This is a genomic window from Pseudomonas cichorii (assembly GCF_018343775.1).
Taxonomy (GTDB): Bacteria; Pseudomonadota; Gammaproteobacteria; order Pseudomonadales; family Pseudomonadaceae; genus Aquipseudomonas; species Aquipseudomonas cichorii.
Genome location: NZ_CP074349.1, coordinates 1,733,824 through 1,753,843 on the forward strand (window position 1 = coordinate 1,733,824; position 20,020 = coordinate 1,753,843).

The following is a 20,020-nucleotide window of genomic DNA, read 5'->3' on the forward strand; positions in this document are numbered from 1 at the left end:
AGTCAATCCGGGCCGGTAGCGGAGCGGTGGTGCAGCCGGTTGCAACGCCGGAGGGTTCGAGCCCTTCCGCTTCGTCAGTTACGAGAAGGCGCATCCTCGGATGCGCCTTTCTTCTATCCGCTTTCTACCCACGCTCTGCGGTTGGTTAGTCGGTTCAACCGTTTTGGGGGACGCAATGCTGCAGAATATCAGGGACAATTCACAAGGCTGGATTGCCAAGACAATTATCGGGATCATCATCGCGTTGATGGCCCTGACGGGCATCGAGGCGCTGTTCACCGCCAGTGGCAACGGGCAGAACGCTGCCGAGGTCAACGGCGAGAAGGTGTCTCAGAACGAACTGAGTCAGGCCGTCGACATGCAACGTCGTCAACTGGCTCAGCAACTGACTCAACAGTTGGGCAAGGATTTCGATCCTGCGATGCTGGATGAAAAGCTGTTGCGTGAATCGGCTCTCAAGGGCCTGATCGATCGCAAGCTGCTGCTTCAGGGCGCAGCCGATGCCAAGTTCGCCTTTTCCGAGGCCGCGCTGGATCAGCAACTGCTGATGACGCCTGAATTCCAGGTCGACGGCAAGTTCAACGCTGACCGCTTTGATCAGGTCATCCGCCAACTGGGCTACAGCCGCATGCAGTTCCGCCAGTTGCTGGGTCAGGAAATGCTCATCGGTCAGGTTCGCGCCGGTATCGCTGGCAGTGCTTTCGTGACTGATAAAGAGGTCGAGGCTTTTGCCAGCCTGGAAAAACAGACCCGCGATTTTGCCAGCCTGACCCTGCCAGTCGATCTGGCTGCCGCGAAAGTGACCGATGACGAAGTCAAGGCTCACTACGACCAGCATGCCAAGGAGTTCATGAGCCCTGAGCAGGTCGTGCTTGATTACATCGAATTGAAGAAGTCGACCTTCTTCGACAAGGTGCAGGTCAAGGACGAAGACTTGCAGGCGGCTTACCAGAGTGAAATCGCCAATCTGGCCGAGCAGCGTCGTGCTGCGCACATCCTGATTGAAGTCAACGACAAGCTCAATGAAACCCAGGCCAAGGCCAAGCTGGAAGAAATCCAGCAGCGTCTGGCCAAGGGCGAGAGTTTTGCCGCGCTGGCCAAGGAGTTCTCGCAGGATCCAGGCTCGTCGAGCAAGGGTGGCGATCTGGGCTATGCCGGCAAGGGTGTCTACGATCCGGCCTTTGAAGAGGCGCTGTATGCCTTGAACAAGGATCAGGTTTCGCAGCCAGTGCGCACTGACTTCGGCTGGCACCTGATCAAGCTGCTGGGCATTGAAGCACCTTCGGTGCCGAGCTTTGCCAGCCTGAAAGAGAAGCTGACCCATGATCTGAAGGCTCAGCAGGTCGAGCAGAAGTTTGTGGAAGTCACCAAGCAGCTCGAAGACTCTGCTTTCGAGTCGTCCGATCTGACCCAGCCGGCTCAGGATCTTGGCCTCAAGGTTCAGACCACCGCGCCGTTCGGTCGTGAAGGCGGCGAAGGCCTGACAGCCAATCGTGCAGTGATCCAGGCCGCATTCAGCCCGGAAGTGCTCGAAGAAGGTTCCAACAGCAACACGCTGGAACTGGATCCCGAGACTGTCGTGGTCGTGCGCTCCAGGGAGCATCTGCAACCCAAGCAGTTGCCGCTTGAAAGCGTCGCGGACTCCATTCGTGCCCAGTTGCTCAAGGAGCACGCCAGTGCTGCAGCCAAGGCCAAGGGCGAAGCCCTGCTGGCAGGTTTGCGCGATGGCAAGATTCCTTTGGCAGCCAAGCAGGACGGTCGTGCCTGGGCAGTACTGGAAGCGGCCAGCCGCAGCCAGGACAGCGTAGATCCACAAGTGCTGCAAACGGTGTTCCGCATGCCCAAGCCAACTGGCAAGGACAAGCCGGAGTTTGCCAGCCTGACCGCAGCAGACGGCAGCTTCGTGATTGTGCGCCTCAATGGCGTGAATCAGGCAGCAGCGCCGAGCGATGCGGAAAAAACGCAATACCGCCGTTTCCTGGCTTCACGTGCCGGTCAGCAAGATTTCGCTGCCTACCGCTCGGAGCTGGAAAGCAAGGCGAAGATCGAGCGCTTCTAAGCTCTGTCTGATGTGATACACCCAGAACGCCCGGTCCATAGACCGGGCGTTCTGCTTTGCGGGGTTCGTGATTTTCTGTTCAGAGGCTCAGTATCAGTATCAGTGGCTAGAGCTTGAAGCGCACTCGTATGCTGCTGAACTCGGTGGAAGGGTCCACGGTAATGGCCTGGTCACCGTAACCCGAATAGCTTTTTACCAGCCGCATGCCCAACCCGGTCCCGCTGGGTTTCGGGTAGGATTTCGGGAAGCCTTCTCCCTCGTCGGTCACTACAATCGCCGCGTCTTTTCCGTCGCTCGTCACTTTGACAGTGATCGTGCCTCTGCCGTACTTCAGCGCGTTGGTGACGAGCTCCGAAACCACCAACCCCAATGGGGCCATCCTTTCCGAAGGCAGCAAGAAAGAGTCTGCCTCAAGTTCGATTTCGCGCTCACCGAAGACGTTACCGATATCAGCAAGCAATGCGCCCAGATACTGAGGAGCGCTGACATTGCTGGTGTCGATATCCTGATAAAGCCGCTCGTGTACGCTCGCAATGGTCAGAACCCGATTGGCTGCCGTTTGCAGTTGAATCTTGACCGCATCTTCGACAGCGAGGTTGGCTTGTAGCAGCAACAGGGTATTGACCAGATGCAGGCTGTTCTTGACCCGATGATGGATCTCCTCCATGTGCAGGCCGCTTTCAGTGAGCTTTGTATTCTGCGCATCAACCAGGGCTGCGAGTTTGACCTCCTGATCATGACGCTCGGTGATATCCCGAGACACGGCAATGATCTTGTCGACCTGGCCTTGCCTGTCGAAAATGGGGGCTGCGGTTACATCCCACCACTTTGGCTCGCCCTTGGCCGTTGGGCAGAACGACTCGAATCGGACAGATTCTCCCGCGACGACTCGAAAGACGGCATCGTGGATCAAGTGTCTGGAGCTTTCAGGCCATAGCTCTGCCCAGGGCTGACCCGTGATCATGTCCAGGCTGTCGAGCTGCATTCGGCATAACCCGGCCTCGTTGAAAAACTCGACATGGCCCAGGCGGGAAATGATTTTCACGCAATCGGGACTGGCATTGAGGACGCTTTCCGAATAAGCGTGAGGGCTGTCAGCTTCCAGCTTGACCGTGAGCCGTTCAACCGCCAGAGAGATGATGTTGGCCAGCCCTTCCAGAAACACGATATCGCTTTCGATGAAGTCATCGCCGTCACGGCTGTCGACTTCAAGTATTCCGTAAGTCGCCGCAGTACCTCGCACGGGTACGTTGATGGCCCGTTCGATCCCGTAGTCCCTGAGCAGGGCAGGGGTGCGAAATCTCATCTCCTGGCCCAGATGATTCGAGATCACTGGCCGGTTGGCTGTAAAGGCATAACCCGCCGGACTGGCTTCATCAGCCCCGACTGTCGCCGTTCCGATATCCGAGGACTTCCAGCCGACGCCATGTGAAAGGAGAAACAGCGGTTCGTCAGGAACCGGCAGGAGCACCTTTGCGAACTGCGTATTCATTCCCGACGCGGCGGTCATGCAGGCCTGTGTCAGGAAGTCATCGAGATCTGTCATTTGTAGCGACTTCACACCAAACCCGACGACCAGTTCATGCTGTCTGCGTAACCTGGTATGCGAAATTTGCAGGGCGGCACGAACAACTTCGTCTGGTGACAATTCGGGCATATGAAGCATCCAGCGTGAGCGATTGATAAGGGTGAGGGCACAGCTATGAACAGTCGCTCTCGCTCAGCGCCGCACGTGGCGTGATCGGAGAAATCGCGTCGCAATTTACACTCATAACTGCGCAAGTAGTAGCTGCCGCTCTGTATCACCGACCAAACGCAGGCCAGCTCACGACGGGAGTGGACGAACGGTCATATTCTTTTTCGCCGCCATGGAACCGTTTCTGCGCGCTGTCCACTCAGTCGAGCATGTAGATCCTTGTTTCGTGTCCGAGGGAGATAACCCGCATGAGCGATCCCATTTCAAGTACCGGTCGTGGCCCTGGTGGTTTTGGGAGCTTTCCGGTTCCGGAAAACCTTACCGAAGTCCCCTTTACCCTGACCTCGGGCGAATTCCACAAAGCTGCCGGTGGCCTTGGCAGTGTCGAATATGGTCAGGCTGGCACGACGACAAGGACTGCATCGCAATCCCCTCAGGCTGCCGAAGACTCGATTCTTCAGCGTCTGCTGCGCGCCTTGAGCAGCCAGCTATCAGGCAAGGCCCAGCCTCCTGTGCGGGAAAATCATCAGTACCTCGATGAGTCGAAATACAGCTCGCCAGAAGAACTGTCCAAATGGGACGGTTTGCTGGGTGATATGCCAGCCTCCAGGCGTGAACAGGCAGCCAAGGAACTGAATCGCCCGATTGCCGCTGCCAGAATGATTGCTGCCAATGATCCGGATGCGGACAAGGCCTGGGCATTCCTGGATGAGAACCCGACCCTGAAAACCGCCATGGACACGGCCCAGGGCGGCAAGGCGGACGGCAAGATTACCAAGAAGGACGCCAAGACCTTCGCCAAGAACATGGAGAAGCAGGTCGACAAGGGCACAGACAGCCTCAATGACTTTCGCAAGGACAATCCGGATGCCGATGCGCAGTCGGTACAGCTGGTGCGTTCTGCTGCCGTGCTGCTGGCTCATGAGCCCATAACCGAAGCCGGTGATCCGTCCAATGCTCAGGGTGTAGAAGGGCAGACCAAGGTCAACGGGCGTACCACCATCGCGGGGCTTGAGTCGGTGAGCGCCAATAACCCGGGGCTTTCCAGTGTCCTGCAGGACTCTGCCGCGACCTGGGCGCAGCCGGGCATGTTCGAGATGATGGACCAGGGCAACATGCGCGGCAAAAAGCTGGCGATGCGCGCTCCGGACGGCGTGATGATCAAAAGGGATATCAGCACCTGGATCAAGCACAAGGCGCCTGCCAATGAAGAGGACTTCTCAAGGGTCCTCACGGATGCGGCGACTGTCGGTGCGGTTTCCAAGGTGGATATCAGCCAGTTGAATGGCGATGTCTTTAGCAACCCGCAGGCCTACAGCGGCGAACAGAAGGCGGCCGTGCTGGTGGAGTTGCAGCAGATTTCCGAGCAGGTCGTGGCAGGACGCTCGATTCGCAACACCTCGGCCACCGAAACCGCTCTGGATGAAAAGATCACCCAGTTGCAGAACGATCCTTCCGTGCAGGCGTTTCTGGTCAAGAATACCGACCGCCAGGCAGAGCTGATCATCAATAGCGACCCGGCACTGGCTCAGGTGGTGAATGAAACCACGACCAAAAAAGCAGCGGCGGGTACCACCGGAATGAGCACTGCATTTACCCCTGGTGGCACTGGCAAGGATACGAATCAGGCCAAGGATGATCTGAAGCAGGCTGCCAGCACTATTCACGACGTGATCGACTTTGGTGACAAGGTGGGTGTGCGCAGAGGCGGTGCAAACGCAGCGGTAGGTATCGGTGGGCGTGTAGCCGCGGCTGTTGGCGGGCGTATTGTCGGTGCGGTTGCCGGTCAGGCCGCAGGTGCAGCGGCGGCTTCGGCAATCGGTGCGGCCGCAGGACCGGTGGGTTGGGTGGTCAGCGGTGCCATCAGCATTGGCATGGGGATTTCGGAGATCATCAATTCGGTGAAGGAGCGTAAGGAACGCAAGGCCTTCAGCCGTACCGTCGACCCGGTTCTGGAACAGTTCGACATCCCCAAGCCTAAATAAGCGAACAGGCAAGAAACAAAAAATCCGGACCCCCTTGCGGGTGTCCGGATTTTTTGTTTTCAGGGCGGGTGTCAGGCACCCGCCTCGACCGAAGGCATCACTCTTCGATGTTGCCCATCGCGGTGGTGTTGAAACCGCCGTCGACGTACATGATTTCACCGCTGATGCCGGACGCCAGGTCCGAGCACAGGAAGGCGCCGGCGTTGCCGACTTCTTCGATGGTGACGTTGCGACGCAGAGGGGTCTGCGCTTCGTTGGCTGCCAGCATCTTGCGGAAGTTCTTGATACCCGAAGCTGCCAGGGTACGGATCGGGCCAGCCGATACGGCGTTGACGCGAGTGCCTTCCGGGCCGAGGCTGCCAGCGAGGTAGCGAACGCCGGCTTCCAGGCTGGCCTTGGCCATGCCCATCACGTTGTAGTTAGGCATGGTGCGCTCTGCACCCAGGTACGACAGGGTCAGCAGGCTGCCATTGCGGCCTTTCATCATTTCGCGACCGGCCTTGGCCAGGGCGACGAAGCTGTAGGCGCTGATGTCGTGAGCGATGCGGAAGCCGTCACGGGTGGTGGCTTCGGTGAAGTCGCCATCAAGCTGGTCACCTGGAGCGAAGCCAACGGAGTGAACGATGACGTCCAGGCCGTCCCACTTCTTGCTCAGTTCTTCAAAGACCTTGTTGATCTCTTCGTCGCTTGCCACGTCGCAAGGGAAGCACAGCTCAGGGCCTGAGCCCCAGCCTGCTGCGAACTCTTCGACGCGGCCCTTGAGTTTGTCGTTCTGGTAGGTGAACGCAAGCTCGGCACCTTCACGATGCATGGCGGCAGCGATGCCGGATGCGATGGACAGTTTGCTGGCGACACCGACGATCAGGACGCGCTTACCGGCGAGAAAACCCATGTGTTGTTCCTCTTCAGGTTAATCGACAGCTACCGGCGCCAGAAAGGCGGCTTCCAGTAGCTGCTGTGTATAAGGATGTTGCGGTGCGGCGAAGATATCCTGCGCCACACCCTGTTCGACCACTTTGCCTTGCTTGACCACCATCAACTGGTGGCTCAGCGCTTTGACGACAGCCAGGTCATGGCTGATGAACAAATACGTCAGGTTGTACTTGGTTTGCAGCGAGCGCAGTAACTCGACTACCTGGCGTTGTACTGTCCGGTCGAGAGCCGATGTCGGCTCGTCCAGCAGAATCAGCGCCGGTTTTAACACCAATGCACGGGCTATGGCGATTCGCTGCCGTTGCCCACCCGAGAACTCGTGGGGGTAGCGGTGCCGGGTTTCCGGGTCCAGACCTACTTCCCTGAGTGCCTCGATAATAGCCGTTTCCTGCTCGGCCTCCGTCCCCATGCCATGAATGCGCAGGCCTTCGCCCACGATATCGCTCACTGACATGCGCGGGCTCAGACTGCCGAACGGGTCCTGGAACACCACCTGGATCTGTCTGCGCAGCGGACGAATCTGCTGCTGCGACAGGCCATTGAGCGGTTTGCCCTGGAACCGTATGGCACCCTCGCTGCCGATGAGCCTGAGTATTGCCAGGCCCAGCGTCGATTTGCCCGATCCACTTTCACCGACAATCCCCAGAGTCTGCCCTTGAGGCAGGCTGAAGCGAATACCATCCACCGCCTTGATGTGATCGACGGTTCGCTTGAGCAGGCCTTTCTTGATCGGGAACCAGACTTTCAGGTCCTCGACTTCAAGCAGTGGAGCGCCAGCCGGGTTGGTCGAAGGACCGCCGCTGGGCTCTGCACTGAGCAAAACCTGGGTGTACGGATGCTGTGGTGAACGGAACAGCTCTTCGCACAATGCTTGTTCGACGATGCAACCGCGCTGCATGACACATACGCGATTGGCTATTTGCCTCACAACGTTCAAATCATGGCTGATCAACAGCAATGCCATGCCCAGTCGAGCCTGTAATTGCTTGAGCAATTCAAGGATTTTCAGCTGTACCGTAACGTCCAGCGCAGTGGTGGGTTCGTCGGCAATCAGCAGCTCGGGTTCGTTGGCCAGGGCCATGGCAATCATGACGCGCTGGCGCTGGCCGCCCGACAACTCGTGGGGCAAAGCCTTGAGGCGCTTGTGCGGTTCGGGGATGCCGACCATTTCCAGCAGCTCCAGCGTGCGCGCCGTGGCGGCCTTGCCGGTGAGCCCCTTGTGCAGGCCGAGCACTTCGTTGATCTGCTTTTCCACCGAATGCAGCGGATTGAGCGAGGTCATGGGCTCCTGGAAAATCATGGCAATGCGATTGCCACGAATGGAGCGCAGTTTTTTCTCATCCATCGTCAACAGGTCATCGCCCGCATAGCGGATGGTGCCGGCAGGATGGGTAGCGATGGGGTAGGGCAGCAGGCGCAGGATCGAGTGCGCGGTGACCGACTTGCCGGAGCCGCTTTCGCCGACCAGAGCCAGGGTTTCGCCGCGACGGATATCGAAGCTGATGTTTTCGACCACGCGCTGGCGCGACTCGCCTGTCACGAACTCGACCGCCAGATCGCGGATTTCGATCAGATTGTCATTGTTCATTTCATTTCCTTGGGTCGAAAGCATCGCGGGCGGATTCGCCGATGAACACCAGCAGGCTCAGCATCAATGCCAGTACGGCAAAGGCGCTGATCCCGAGCCACGGGGCCTGCAGGTTGGATTTGCCCTGCGCAACCAGTTCGCCCAGGGAAGGCGAGCCTGCGGGCAGACCGAAGCCCAGGAAGTCCAGCGCCGTCAGGGTGCCGATGGCACCGGTCAGAATGAACGGCATGAAGGTCATGGTCGACACCATGGCATTGGGCAGGATGTGGCGGAACATGATTGCGCCGTTCTCCATGCCCAGCGCCCGGGCGGCGCGCACGTATTCCAGATTGCGGCCGCGCAGGAATTCGGCACGTACCACATCCACCAGGCTCATCCAGGAAAACAGCAGCATGATGCCCAGCAGCCACCAGAAATTGGGCTGCACGAAGCTGGCGAGGATAATCAGCAGGTACAGCACCGGCAGCCCTGACCAGACTTCCAGGAAACGCTGGCCCAGGAGGTCCACCCAGCCGCCATAGAAACCCTGCAATGCCCCGGCAATCACCCCGATGACGGAGCTGAGCACCGTCAGGATCAGTGCGAACAGCACCGAGATGCGGAAACCGTAGATGACACGGGCCAGAACATCGCGTCCCTGATCGTCGGTGCCCAGCAGGTTTTCCCGTGAGGGCGGCGCGGGAGCGGGGACTTTCAGGTCATAGTTGATGCTCTGGTAGCTGAACGGAACGGGCGCCCACAGGGTCCAGCCGTTCTTCTGCGCCAGCAATTCCTTGATGTACGGGCTCTTGTAGTTGGCTTCCAGCGGGAATTCACCACCAAAGGTGGTTTCCGGGTAGCGCTTGACTACCGGGAAGAACCACTCGCCGTCATAGCGCACGGCCAGTGGCTTGTCGTTGGCGATCAGTTCGGCGCCCATGCTCAGGCCGAACAGGATCAGGAACAGCCACAGCGACCACCAGCCGCGCTTGTTGGCCTTGAAACGCTCGAAGCGGCGGCGATTGAGAGGAGACAGCTTCATATCAATGCTTCCTGCTTTCAAAGTCGATGCGCGGATCCACGAGGGTGTAAGTGAGGTCGCCGATCAGTTTCACCAGAAGCCCCAGCAGGGTAAAGATGAACAGGGTGCCGAAGACCACCGGGTAGTCGCGGTTGATGGCTGCCTCAAAGCTCATCAGGCCCAGGCCGTCCAGGGAGAAGATCACTTCCACCAGCAGCGAGCCGGTGAAGAAGATGCCCATGAAGGCGGACGGGAAACCGGCGATCACCAGCAACATGGCGTTGCGGAACACATGGCCGTACAGCACGCGGTTATTGCTCAGGCCCTTGGCCTTTGCGGTCACGACGTACTGTTTGCTGATTTCGTCCAGGAAGCTGTTCTTGGTCAGCAGGGTCATGGTGGCGAAGTTGCCGATCACCAGCGCTGTCACCGGCAGCACCAGGTGCCAGAAGTAATCGCCTATCTTGCCCAGGGTGCTCATTTCGTCGAAGCCGTTTGATGTCAGGCCGCGCAACGGGAACCAGTTGAAGTAACTGCCGCCGGCAAACAGCACGATCAGCAGGATCGCGAACAGGAAGGCGGGAATGGCATAGCCGACGATGATGGCCGAGCTGGTCCAGACATCGAAATGGCTGCCATGGCGCGTGGCCTTGGCGATGCCCAGCGGGATCGACACCAGATACATGATCAGGGTGCTCCACAGCCCGAGGGATATGGACACCGGCATCTTCTCGACAATCAGGTCGATCACCTTCGCATCGCGAAAGAAGCTGTCACCGAAATCCAGCGTCGCGTAGTTCTTGATCATGATCCACAAGCGCTCCGGTGCCGACTTGTCGAAGCCGTACATGCGCTCGATTTCCTTGACCAGCGCCGGGTCCAGGCCCTGTGCGCCGCGATAGTTGGAGCCGGCCACCGAGACTTCCGAACCGCCACCGGCGATGCGGCTGGTGGCACCGTCGAAGCCTTCGATCTTGGCGATCATCTGCTCCACAGGTCCACCGGGAGCAGCCTGGATGATGATGAAGTTGATGATCAGAATGCCGAATAGAGTCGGGATAATCAGCAGCAGGCGCCGGAGAATATAAGCCAGCATGTTATTGCTCCGTACTCGCAGGTTCAGCCTGCCCGTTGGCAGGTTGCTCGGGGACTGCCGGTTTTGCGTCCGGTTTCACCCACCAGGTCATCACGCCGATATCCGACAGTGCCTTTGCCTTGGGGTGGGCGATATGGTCCCAGTAGGCCACGCGCCAGGTCTTGATGTGCCAGTTGGGCACCACATAGAAGCCCCAGAGCAGCACGCGATCCATGGCCTGGGTATGAGCGACCAGGTTCTGGCGCGAGTCGGCATTGATCAGGCCGTCCACCAGGGTATCGATGGCCGGGTCCTTGAGGCCCATGAAGTTGCGGCTGCCAGGGTTGTCGGCGCTGGAGGAATGGAAGTAGATCCGCTGTTCGTTGCCCGGAGAGCTGGATTGCGGGTAGCTGCTGACAATCATCTCGTAATCCCGCGAGCGCAGGCGATTGATGTACTCCGAGACGTCCACCCGGCGAATGCTCAGTTCGATACCCAGGTCATTCAGGTTACGCTTGTAGGGCAGCAAAACCCGCTCGAACTCGGTCTGGGCCAGCAGGAACTCCAGTTTGACCGGGTTGCCCTGGGTATCCACCATCTTGTCATTGACGATTTTCCAGCCCGCTTCCTGCAAGAGCTGGAAGGCGCGGCGCAGTTGCGGGCGAATCATGCCGCTGCCATCGTTGACCGGCAGTTTGTATTCCTCGTTGAAGACCCGGTCGGGGATCTTGCCGCGCAAGGGCTCCAGAATGGCCAGTTCCTGGGGCGATGGGAGGCCTCGGGCGGCCATCTCTGAATTGTCGAAATAGCTTTTGGTCCGGCTGTAGGAGCCGTTGAACAGTTGCTTGTTGGTCCACTCGAAATCCAGCAGCAGCGTCAGGGCCTCGCGAACCCGTATGTCCTGGAACACCGGTTTGCGCAGGTTGAAGACGAAGCCCTGCATGCCGGTCGGGTTGCCGTTGGGCAACTCTTCCTTGATCAGGCGCCCATCGCGCACGGCGGGGGTGTTGTAGGCGGTGGCCCAGTTCTTGGCGCTTGTTTCCATCCAGTAATCGAACTGCCCGGCCTTGCCGGCTTCCAGAGCGACGGTGTTGTCACGGTAGTAATCGGTGGTCAGGACATCGAAGTTATAGAGGCCCTTGTTGATCGGCAGATCCTTGGCCCAGTAGTCCTTGACCCGCTCGTAGCGCACCGAGCGTCCGGCCTTGACCTCTGCCACCTTGTAGGGGCCGCTGCCCAGCGGGACGTCCAGATTGCTTTTGCTGAAATCCCGGGTCGCCCAGAAATGCTTGGGCAGTACCGGCAACTGGCCGATGATCAACGGCATTTCGCGGTTGTTCTTGTGCTTGAACTTGAACAGCACGCGCAGGGGATCTTCGGCAATCACCTGATCGACATCGGCGTAATAGCCGCGATACATAGGGGAGCCATGCTTCATCAGGGCTTCAAAGCTGAACACCACATCCTCGGCGCGAACGGGATGTCCGTCATGGAAGCGTGCTTCAGGGCGCAGGTAGAAGCGCACCCAGTCGTTGTCCGGGGATTTCTCGATCTTGCCAGCGATCAATCCGTACTCGGTGAAGGGTTCATCCAGGCTGCGGCTGGTGAGGGTGTCATAGATGAGGCTGACGTCGTCGGCGGCAACACCCTTGTTGATGAAGGGGTTCAGGCTGTCAAAACTGCCGAAGCCTGCCTGGCGAAAGGTCCCGCCCTTGGGCGCGTCGGGGTTCACGTAATCGAAATGCTTGAAGTTGGCCGGGTATTTCGGGGCTTCGTCATACAGCGTCACGGCGTGCTGGGGAGCAGCCTGGGCGGTGCAGACGATACCGGCCAGGAATGCCTGCATGAACAGGGAGCGCAGTAGGGTCATCGGGTCTTCTCCGGAGTCTTGAGCCACCACGCACGCAGCCCCAGGGTATAGGGCGGGGTGGTGACCATGGCGAATCGATTGCGATAGGCCAGGCGATGATTGTTCAGGTACCAGTTCGGGATGCTGTAATGCTGGGAGAGCAACACACGATCAAGTGCGCGTGCCGTTGCGACTTGTTCATCATGCGTCTGTGCGGCCAGCAACTTGTTGAGCAGGCCGTCGACCACTGGGTTGGCGACACCTGCGTAGTTCTTGCTGCCATTGACCGAGGCCTGGCTGGAGTGGAAATACTGCCACTGCTCAAGGCCAGGGCTGAGTGTCTGTTGCAGGGTCATGAGGATCATGTCGAAGTCGAAGTGATCCAGCCGCTGCTTGTATTGGGCACGGTCCACGGTCCGCAGGCTGGCTTCGATACCGATGCGGCGCAGGTCTTCTATATAAGGCTGCAGAATGCGTTCGAGGTTGGGGTTCACCAGCAGGATTTCAAAGCGCAGCGGCTGTTTGTCCGCATTGAGCAGGCCTTGCTCGGAGAGCTTCCAGCCTGCCTGGGTCAGCAGGCCCAGCGCCTGGCGCAGGGTTTCCCGCGGGATGCCCCGGGCATCGGTCTTCGAGGGGCTGAAAGGCCCGGTGAACAGGCTGGCGGGTAACTGGTCCCGGTAAGGCTCCAGCAGTTCCAGTTCGCGACCGGTGGGCTGGCCTGTCGCAGAAAACTCGCTGTTGGGGTAGTAGCTGGTGGAACGTGAGTAGGCATCACTGAACAGTGCCCGGTTGGTCCACTCGAAATTGAACATCAGCCCCAGCGCCTCGCGAACCCTGATGTCGGCAAAGGTGCCGCGCCGGGTGTTCATGAACAGGCCCTGAGTCTGGGTCGGAATCCGGTGAGGGATCTGCGCCTTGATCACCTGCCCATTGGCGACCGCCGGGAAGTTGTAGCCATTGGCCCAGTTTTTGGCCTGATGTTCGATATAAATGTCGAATTCACCGGCTTTGAAGGCTTCAAACGCCACATCGCTGTCGCGGTAGAACTCCACTTCTACCCGGTCGAAATTGTATTTGCCGCGATTGACCGGCAAGTCCTTGCCCCAGTAGTCCTTCACCCGCTCGAATACCAGTTGGCGTCCGGGTTGCACGCGGGTGATGCGGTAGGGGCCGCTGCCCAGGGGCGGCTCAAAAGTCGTGGCCTTGAAGTCGCGGTCTTTCCAGTAGTGCTGCGGCAGCACCGCCAGTTCGCCCAGGCGCAGAATCAGCAGCGGATTGCCGGAGCGCTTGAAAACAAAGCGGATGCGATGGCGGTTGAGGATGTCGACCCGCTGCACTTCCTGCAAGGCCGTGCGGTATTGCGGGTGACCGTCCTTGAGCAACGTGCGGTAGGAGAAGGCCACGTCATAGGCGGTAATCGGCTTGCCATCATGGAAGCGCGCCTGAGGACGAAGGTTGAACACCACCCAGCTACGGTCCTCGCTGAACTCCACCGACTGGGCGATCAGCCCATAGCTCGAAGTCGGCTCATCGCCGGACGGGTCGTATTGGCCGGTGCCGACCATCAAGGGCTCGTTCAGCTCGTTGACGCCATATTGCAGGAAGTTACCGGTCGAAACCGGGCTGGTGCCTTTGAAGGTGTAGGGGTTGAGGGTGTCGAACGTACCGAAGGCCATCATTCGCAAGGTGCCACCCTTCGGCGCCTCGGGATTGACCCAGTCGAAATGAGTGAAGCTGGCCGGGTACTTGAGAACGCCAAACTGCGCATAGCCATTGCTTTCGCTGATGGCTGCGCTGGCACAGAAGCTCAAGACCAGACAGATAAACAGCAGGAAGGGACGTATCACGATCCAGACGGCTTGGGCTTTCGGGTCGCTAACAGTAACAGCTTGTCCCGGCTGGAAAAAGACCGCAGGCAATGCCGGTGGGATGGTCTGAACGACCACTTGCCCCGAGGTTGCTCCAGGGCAGGTGGCCGGCGTCATCAATGAGGCAGGTAGACAGTCAGGGTCTGGCCGGGTTTAAGGGCCTGACCGGTACGCGGGTTCCAGCGCTTGAGATGCTTCATGTCGACATTGAAGCGCTTGGCGACCAGATACATCGAGTCGCCTTTCTGGATCTTGTACTGCATGGATTTCTTGTCGCCGGGCTCGGCGCTGGCGGTTGCCGTGCTATTGGCCTTGCCGCCCTGTACGACCAGCGTCTGGCCGATCTGGAGCTTGTTGCCGGAAAGCTTGTTCCAGCGTTGCAGCTCTACGACATCAACCTTGTGTGCCTGAGCGATGCTCGACAGGTTGTCGCCACTCCTGACCTTGTAGCTGCGGCCGGTGGCCGGCTTGTCGTTGCTGGCCAGTTCCTCGAACACTGGCTGCGAAGACTTCGTGCCGGGCTGGACCGGAATGTTCAGGGATTGACCTGCCTTCAGCCTGTTGCCTTCCAGTCTGTTGTTGCTCTTGATCGAGCTGACCGTCACCTGATAACGACCGGCAAGGCTTTCCAGCGTATCGCCACGGCGCACACGGTAGGGCTGCCATGCGGTCAGTTCTTCGGGCTTCATGGCCGACAGGCTTGCCGTCAACAGTTGGGCCTTGGATGTCGGCACCAGCAAATGCTGAGGGCCGTCGATGGTCAGGCGCTTCTTGAAGGCCGGGTTGAGCTGGATGAGCTCGTCTTCGTCGATATTGGCCAGGCTCGCGACCTTGGACAGGTCGACACGCTTGTTGAGCTCGACGACTTCGAAATAGGGCTCGTTGGCAATCGGGTTCAGGTTGACGCCATAGGCATCCGGCGACAGAACCACCTGGGACAAGGCCAGCAACTTGGGCACGTAGTCACGTGTTTCCTGTGGCAGCGGCAGGTTCCAGTAGTCTGTAGGCAGGCCGAGCTTCTCGTTGCGTTCGATGGCGCGGCTGACCGTGCCTTCGCCGGCATTGTAGGCGGCCAGTGCCAGCAGCCAGTCGCCGTTGAACATGTCATGCAGCTTGGTCAGGTAATCCATGGCTGCCACGGTGGATGCCTGGATATCGCGGCGCCCGTCATAGAAGTTGGTCTGGCGCAGATTGAAGTAACGCCCTGTGGACGGGATGAACTGCCACAGGCCGACAGCCTGGCTGCGGGAAATGGCCATCGGGTTGTAGGCGCTTTCGATCACTGGCAGCAGGGCCAGTTCGAGGGGCATGTTGCGTTCTTCAAGGCGCTCGACGATGTAATGCATGTAGAGGCTGCCACGCTCGCCTGCGCCTTCCAGAAACGAGGGGTTGTTGGCGAACCACAGACGCTGCTGGTCGATACGCGGGTTCTGGTCGTTGTTCTGTTGCAGCTGGAAGCCCTGGCGCATCCGGTCCCAGATATCCTGGGGTGGTGCCGAAGGGCTTGGCGTCTGGGTGATGAAGATGGGTTTTTGCTTGATATGGGTAGCGAGGTTGGACGTGCGGTAAGTGCTGCTGGGCTCGACGTGACTGGTGGTCTGGCAGCCTGCCAGCAGGGCGCTCGCGGCTACAGCCACAGCCTGCGCGAGCCGAGTCAATGCGTCCGGATTTAGGTGTTTGTGTGTGAGTGACGACATTGGCTGGGGGGGACTTCCAGGCGAAAATGTCGGGCGATTCTAGAAAGCGTCCCCCCAACGGTCAACCTTTCAGAACTTTTGTGCCGATCACTCGGGTTTTAGAACGTATCTTTCCATGCCCTCAAGCTAGCAAAAACCTCGCTCGGCGAGGGGTTTTCGTGGCCGCTCCGTTCGTCCGCTTTTTCTTTAACAGATGTTTCTCCGACCCTCAGGAAGGGGTTGGTGCGTCGTTCCAGAGCTAGATTGGAAGGCAGACTGATGCGATTTTCGCTGCGCCACTGGCTGACTTGCGCCAGACGTTCGGCAATGTCCCGATTGTCCGGTTCCACGGCCTGGGCGAAACGCAGATTGCTCAGGGTGTACTCGTGGGCGCAGTAGATCAGCGTGCTGTCGGGCAATGCCGCCAGTCGGCTCAGGGATTCATGCATCTGCTGAGGCGTCCCTTCGAACAGACGACCGCAGCCTGCGGCGAACAGGGTGTCGCCACTGAACAGCACGGGAGAGGTGGTGTCATGGTGATAGAAGGCGATATGGCCCAGGGTATGGCCCGGTACGGCATGGACCACGAAGTCCTGGCCCAGAACCGATACCCGGTCATTGTCGGTCAACGCGACATCACGGGCCGGAATGTTTTCCGTGGCCGGGCCGAGCACGCGGGCACCTGTGGCCTGCTTGAGACGCACGACACCGCCGACATGGTCGTTGTGATGGTGAGTGATCAGGATGTCGGTCAGTTGCCAGCCAGGATTGTGCTCCAGCCAGTCGAGGACCGGCTGTGCATCACCCGGATCGACCACTGCGCAGCGCTGAGTGGAAAGGTCTTGTAACAACCAGATGTAGTTATCGTTGAAAGCGTGCAGAGCGTGAATCTGTATCATGGCGCAGTTCGCACATCAGGAAACAATGGTGCATCTTAGTCTTTGATGCGGTTGCAAGCGAACCCAAGGAGACCCCACATGACCGATGAAGCGTTCGCCCAGGCTGATCCTGAATGGTTGGCCCTGATGCAGGCCGCACGCACCTGGCTGTCCGGGCCGTTGGGGCAACTGCTGCTCGAAGAGGAGCGCCGGGTGCTCGAAGATGAGCTGGGGCGTTATTTCGGTGGTTACCTGGTGCATTACGGGCCATCTGCTGAAAACCCGCCCGTAGCGAAGCAGGTGCAACGCAATGTCCGGCTCGGGGCGCCGTTGCCCGGCGTCGAGATCGTTTGCGAAGAAGAGGCCTGGCCCTTGAGCGAGCATGCCGCCGATGTGGTGGTCCTGCAGCACGGCCTGGATTTCTGCCTTTCGCCCCATGGCCTGCTGCGCGAAGCCGCCAGCAGCGTCAGGCCGGGCGGTCACCTGCTGATTATCGGTATCAACCCCTGGAGTACCTGGGGTTTGCGGCATTTCTTTGCCCGTGATGGCTTGCGCAAGGCGCGCTGCATTTCACCGTCCCGGGTTGCCGACTGGTTGAACCTGCTGGGGTTCGCGCTGGAGAAGCGTCGCTTCGGATGCTATCGTCCGCCTCTTTCTTCGGCGGCATGGCAGGCACGCCTTGGCGGTCTGGAAAGCCTCGGTGAGGGGCGGCAAAGTCCGGGCGGCGGCTTCTATCTATTGGTGGCGCGCAAGCTGGTTGTTGGCTTGCGTCCCTTGCGTCAGGTCCGTCGCGAGCCAATGGGCAAGCTGATCCCGTTGCCGATGGCCAAGGTCAATCGCAATACGCCGCAACCTTAGAGCGTCGAGCCTGCCGTCCTGCCGAATAATCCCTTTGATTCTGGAACGGTTGTAATGAGCGAAAGCGTTGAACTCTTCACTGATGGCGCCTGCAAGGGCAACCCTGGTCCTGGTGGCTGGGGTGCATTGCTCATCTACAAGGGCGTCGAAAAGGAATTGTGGGGCGGCGAGGCCAATACCACCAATAACCGCATGGAACTGACCGGTGCCATTCGCGGCCTGGAAGAACTCAAGCGTCCTTGCGAAGTGACCCTGGTGACGGACTCGCAATACGTCATGAAAGGCATTACCGAGTGGATGGTCAACTGGAAGAAGCGCGGCTGGAAGACCGCTGCCAAGGAGCCGGTCAAGAATGCCGACCTCTGGCAACAACTGGACGAACAGGTCAGCCGTCATACCGTGAAGTGGCAGTGGGTGCGTGGCCATATCGGCCATCCCGGCAACGAGCGTGCCGACCAGTTGGCCAACCGTGGCGTGGATGAGGTCCGCGGCATCAAGCAGGGCTGATGTTGGCCGGATGAGCTGAACGGCTCATCCGGCCTTGCAGCATGCTAAGATCGCGGCCTGTAGACGAGGCAACAGTCAATGGCAGTGCAAAACACAGATAACAGGTCCGTAGTACTCGATACCGAAACCACCGGTATGCCCGTCACCGACGGCCACCGCATCATCGAGATCGGTTGCGTCGAGTTGATTGGCCGCCGCCTGACCGGGCGGCATTTTCACGTCTATCTGCAACCTGATCGCGAGAGCGATGAAGGTGCGATTGGCGTTCACGGTATCACCAACGAATTTCTGGTTGGCAAACCGCGCTTCAATGAAGTCGCCGAAGAGTTCTTCGAGTTCATCAAGGGCGCCCGGCTGATCATCCATAACGCGGCGTTCGACGTTGGTTTCATCAACAACGAATTCGCGTTGATGGGCGCGCACGACAAGGCCGATATCACCCAGCATTGCTCGGTGCTCGATACGCTGTTGATGGCTCGTGAGCGTCACCCGGGCCAGCGCAACAGCCTCGATGCCTTGTGCAAACGCTATGGCGTAGACAACTCGGGCCGTGAGCTGCACGGCGCATTGCTCGACTCCGAGATCCTGGCCGATGTCTATCTGGCCATGACCGGTGGGCAGACCAGCCTGTCTCTGGCCGGTAACGCGAGCGATGACAACGGCTCCAGCGGTGGGAGTGCCAACCGCGGCAGCGAGATTCGCCGCCTGTCCGGCCGTCAGCCGTCGCGCATCATTCGTGCGACCGAAAGTGAAGTGGCAGAGCATGAAGCACGCCTGGCCATTATTGCCAAGGCGGCAGGCGCGCCGCCGTTGTGGGTTCAGTTGCAAGAGGCCAAGGCTCAGGCTTCGTCCTGACCGGGCCATGGTTTGCACCAGCATGGCAGCGGTGAAATGACGGTAGCAAACCCCTCTCTGAGCATTCGTGTCGCAGACGAATGCTTCGAGGACTATATCCTCAACAGCGAGTTCACCTTTACGGTCCAGGGCTATGCCCGTGTTGTCGTGGGGCAGAGTGTCGAGTCCTGGGTCGTCGATACCGTAGAGCCTTACCTCAAGAACTACGGTATCGATTCACAGGAGTTCTGTGATTACCGTGACGCCGCCGACAGTACGGTGCTGGTTGCCTGGCTGGGAGAGCAGGCGGTCGGGCATATCGTGCTTAGCACTCACTGGAATGGTTTTGCCCATATCGATGAGCTGGCGGTGGACGAGTCGGCCCGGCGTTGCGGGGTTGCCCGGTCATTGCTGGATGTGGCGCAGTTCTGGAGCCGTCAGCGCAATCTGCCGGGCATCATGCTCGAAACCCAGAACAACAACCTTGCGGCCTGCCGACTCTACGAGCGTTGCGGGTATGTCGTGAGCGGTTTTGACCATATGCGCTATCGCGCCATAGACCCGACGACCCGTGAAACAGCGATTTTCTGGTACCTGATCTTTCCTGAAACGTAGATGCCGTCTTGTCCTGTTCGGGCTTTTCGCGAATAAATTCGCTCTCACGGATATGTGTGCGGCAGGAGATCACCCGCCGCCTCGGCACCGCGCTGTCGCGCAGCAAACAGGAGCAGGTGTTTCCAGATTCATGGTTCGGCCCCGCCTTGGGGCCGAACCGGAGCGGAGGGTTTTCCCCTTTTGCCAAAACAAAAGGGGGCCGCCGTAAAGGCGGAACCAGTAGGACCAGCACATGCCGATAATGGATATGTACGCCGGATAACGTTTTTACCCTACATAAAATACGTTCTAATTCATGGTCTTGCGTCTTGTTTGATGAGAGCGGATTCATTCGCTAGGCGTCATTGAATACGATGGATTTTCAGGGAATCCGGGTCATCTTCACGCCTGACTGGATCACCTCAAAATCATCTCCACCCAAATGGTTGACCCTGTCGCCGATAGCCAGGCGATACGTTTTGACAGGCTCCTTGCCGTCAGCCTCATCTGGCTGTGATTCCTGGAATTCATGCACCGGGTAGATACGGCCTGCCGCATCTCTTGCATGAAACTGTCCGACGAGAACTGAAGCCATCTGCTTTGTAACCTCTGAAAAACCA

The 20,020-nt window shown here is 59.0% G+C and carries 16 protein-coding genes; 6 read left to right on the forward strand and 10 right to left on the reverse strand.

Annotated elements, in window-relative coordinates; genetic code table 11:
• Positions 1–175: 175 nt before the first annotated feature.
• Positions 176–2,059, forward strand: a complete 1,884-nt coding sequence (locus KGD89_RS07775; protein WP_025259226.1) for a SurA N-terminal domain-containing protein — start codon at positions 176–178, stop codon at positions 2,057–2,059.
• Positions 2,060–2,165: 106 nt separating this feature from the next.
• Here KGD89_RS07775 and KGD89_RS07780 read toward each other — a convergent pair whose 3' ends face one another.
• A complete protein-coding gene (locus tag KGD89_RS07780; RefSeq protein ID WP_025259227.1) occupies positions 2,166–3,716 on the reverse strand; it encodes a sensor histidine kinase in 1,551 nt (516 codons plus the stop codon).
• 287 nt (positions 3,717–4,003) lie between these two features.
• Between KGD89_RS07780 and KGD89_RS07785 the strand changes: the two genes are divergently transcribed.
• Entirely contained in the window at positions 4,004–5,740 is a 1,737-nt protein-coding gene (locus KGD89_RS07785; RefSeq protein ID WP_025259228.1) for a type III effector HrpK domain-containing protein, read from the forward strand.
• Between the two features lie 97 nt (positions 5,741–5,837).
• Here KGD89_RS07785 and fabI read toward each other — a convergent pair whose 3' ends face one another.
• The 8 genes from fabI to gloB form a co-directional block, all read right to left on the reverse strand.
• A complete protein-coding gene (fabI, locus tag KGD89_RS07790) occupies positions 5,838–6,632 on the reverse strand; it encodes an enoyl-ACP reductase FabI (RefSeq protein WP_025259229.1) in 795 nt (264 codons plus the stop codon).
• A gap of 18 nt (positions 6,633–6,650) precedes the next feature.
• Positions 6,651–8,261 carry an ABC transporter ATP-binding protein gene (locus tag KGD89_RS07795; RefSeq protein WP_025259230.1) on the reverse strand — a complete coding sequence of 537 codons (1,611 nt, stop codon included), beginning with the start codon at positions 8,259–8,261 and terminating at the stop codon, positions 6,651–6,653.
• A 1-nt stretch (position 8,262) separates the two neighbouring features.
• Positions 8,263–9,282, reverse strand: a complete 1,020-nt coding sequence (locus KGD89_RS07800) for an ABC transporter permease (RefSeq protein ID WP_025259231.1) — start codon at positions 9,280–9,282, stop codon at positions 8,263–8,265.
• A gap of 1 nt (position 9,283) precedes the next feature.
• Positions 9,284–10,357, reverse strand: a complete 1,074-nt coding sequence (locus KGD89_RS07805) for a microcin C ABC transporter permease YejB (RefSeq protein ID WP_025259232.1) — start codon at positions 10,355–10,357, stop codon at positions 9,284–9,286.
• Between the two features lies 1 nt (position 10,358).
• A complete protein-coding gene (locus KGD89_RS07810) occupies positions 10,359–12,206 on the reverse strand; it encodes an extracellular solute-binding protein (RefSeq protein WP_025259233.1) in 1,848 nt (615 codons plus the stop codon).
• Entirely contained in the window at positions 12,203–14,032 is a 1,830-nt protein-coding gene (locus KGD89_RS07815; RefSeq protein WP_025259234.1) for an extracellular solute-binding protein, read from the reverse strand. Before KGD89_RS07815 ends, KGD89_RS07810 begins: the two co-directional genes overlap by 4 nt.
• A 137-nt stretch (positions 14,033–14,169) precedes the next feature.
• Entirely contained in the window at positions 14,170–15,750 is a 1,581-nt protein-coding gene (locus KGD89_RS07820) for a lytic transglycosylase (RefSeq protein WP_025259235.1), read from the reverse strand.
• Positions 15,751–15,848: 98 nt separating this feature from the next.
• Entirely contained in the window at positions 15,849–16,628 is a 780-nt protein-coding gene (gene gloB, locus KGD89_RS07825) for a hydroxyacylglutathione hydrolase (protein WP_025259236.1), read from the reverse strand.
• A gap of 78 nt (positions 16,629–16,706) precedes the next feature.
• Here gloB and KGD89_RS07830 point away from each other — a divergent pair, with 78 nt between their 5' ends.
• The 4 genes from KGD89_RS07830 (at position 16,707) to KGD89_RS07845 (ending at position 19,421) form a co-directional block, all read left to right on the forward strand.
• Positions 16,707–17,465 carry a class I SAM-dependent methyltransferase gene (locus KGD89_RS07830; protein WP_025259237.1) on the forward strand — a complete coding sequence of 253 codons (759 nt, stop codon included), beginning with the start codon at positions 16,707–16,709 and terminating at the stop codon, positions 17,463–17,465.
• Between the two features lie 54 nt (positions 17,466–17,519).
• Positions 17,520–17,972: a ribonuclease HI gene (gene rnhA / locus KGD89_RS07835; protein ID WP_025259238.1), complete on the forward strand. Its 453-nt coding sequence runs from the start codon at positions 17,520–17,522 to the stop codon at positions 17,970–17,972.
• A gap of 78 nt (positions 17,973–18,050) precedes the next feature.
• On the forward strand, positions 18,051–18,827 hold the full coding sequence (gene dnaQ, locus KGD89_RS07840) for a DNA polymerase III subunit epsilon (protein ID WP_025259239.1): 777 nt from the start codon (positions 18,051–18,053) through the stop codon (positions 18,825–18,827).
• A gap of 36 nt (positions 18,828–18,863) precedes the next feature.
• Positions 18,864–19,421 carry a GNAT family N-acetyltransferase gene (locus tag KGD89_RS07845; RefSeq protein ID WP_025259240.1) on the forward strand — a complete coding sequence of 186 codons (558 nt, stop codon included), beginning with the start codon at positions 18,864–18,866 and terminating at the stop codon, positions 19,419–19,421.
• Between the two features lie 361 nt (positions 19,422–19,782).
• On the opposite strand, the gene KGD89_RS07850 is transcribed toward KGD89_RS07845, so the two are convergent.
• Positions 19,783–19,995, reverse strand: coding sequence for a hypothetical protein (locus KGD89_RS07850; RefSeq protein WP_025259241.1), 213 nt, complete (start codon positions 19,993–19,995; stop codon positions 19,783–19,785).
• Positions 19,996–20,020: the final 25 nt, after the last annotated feature.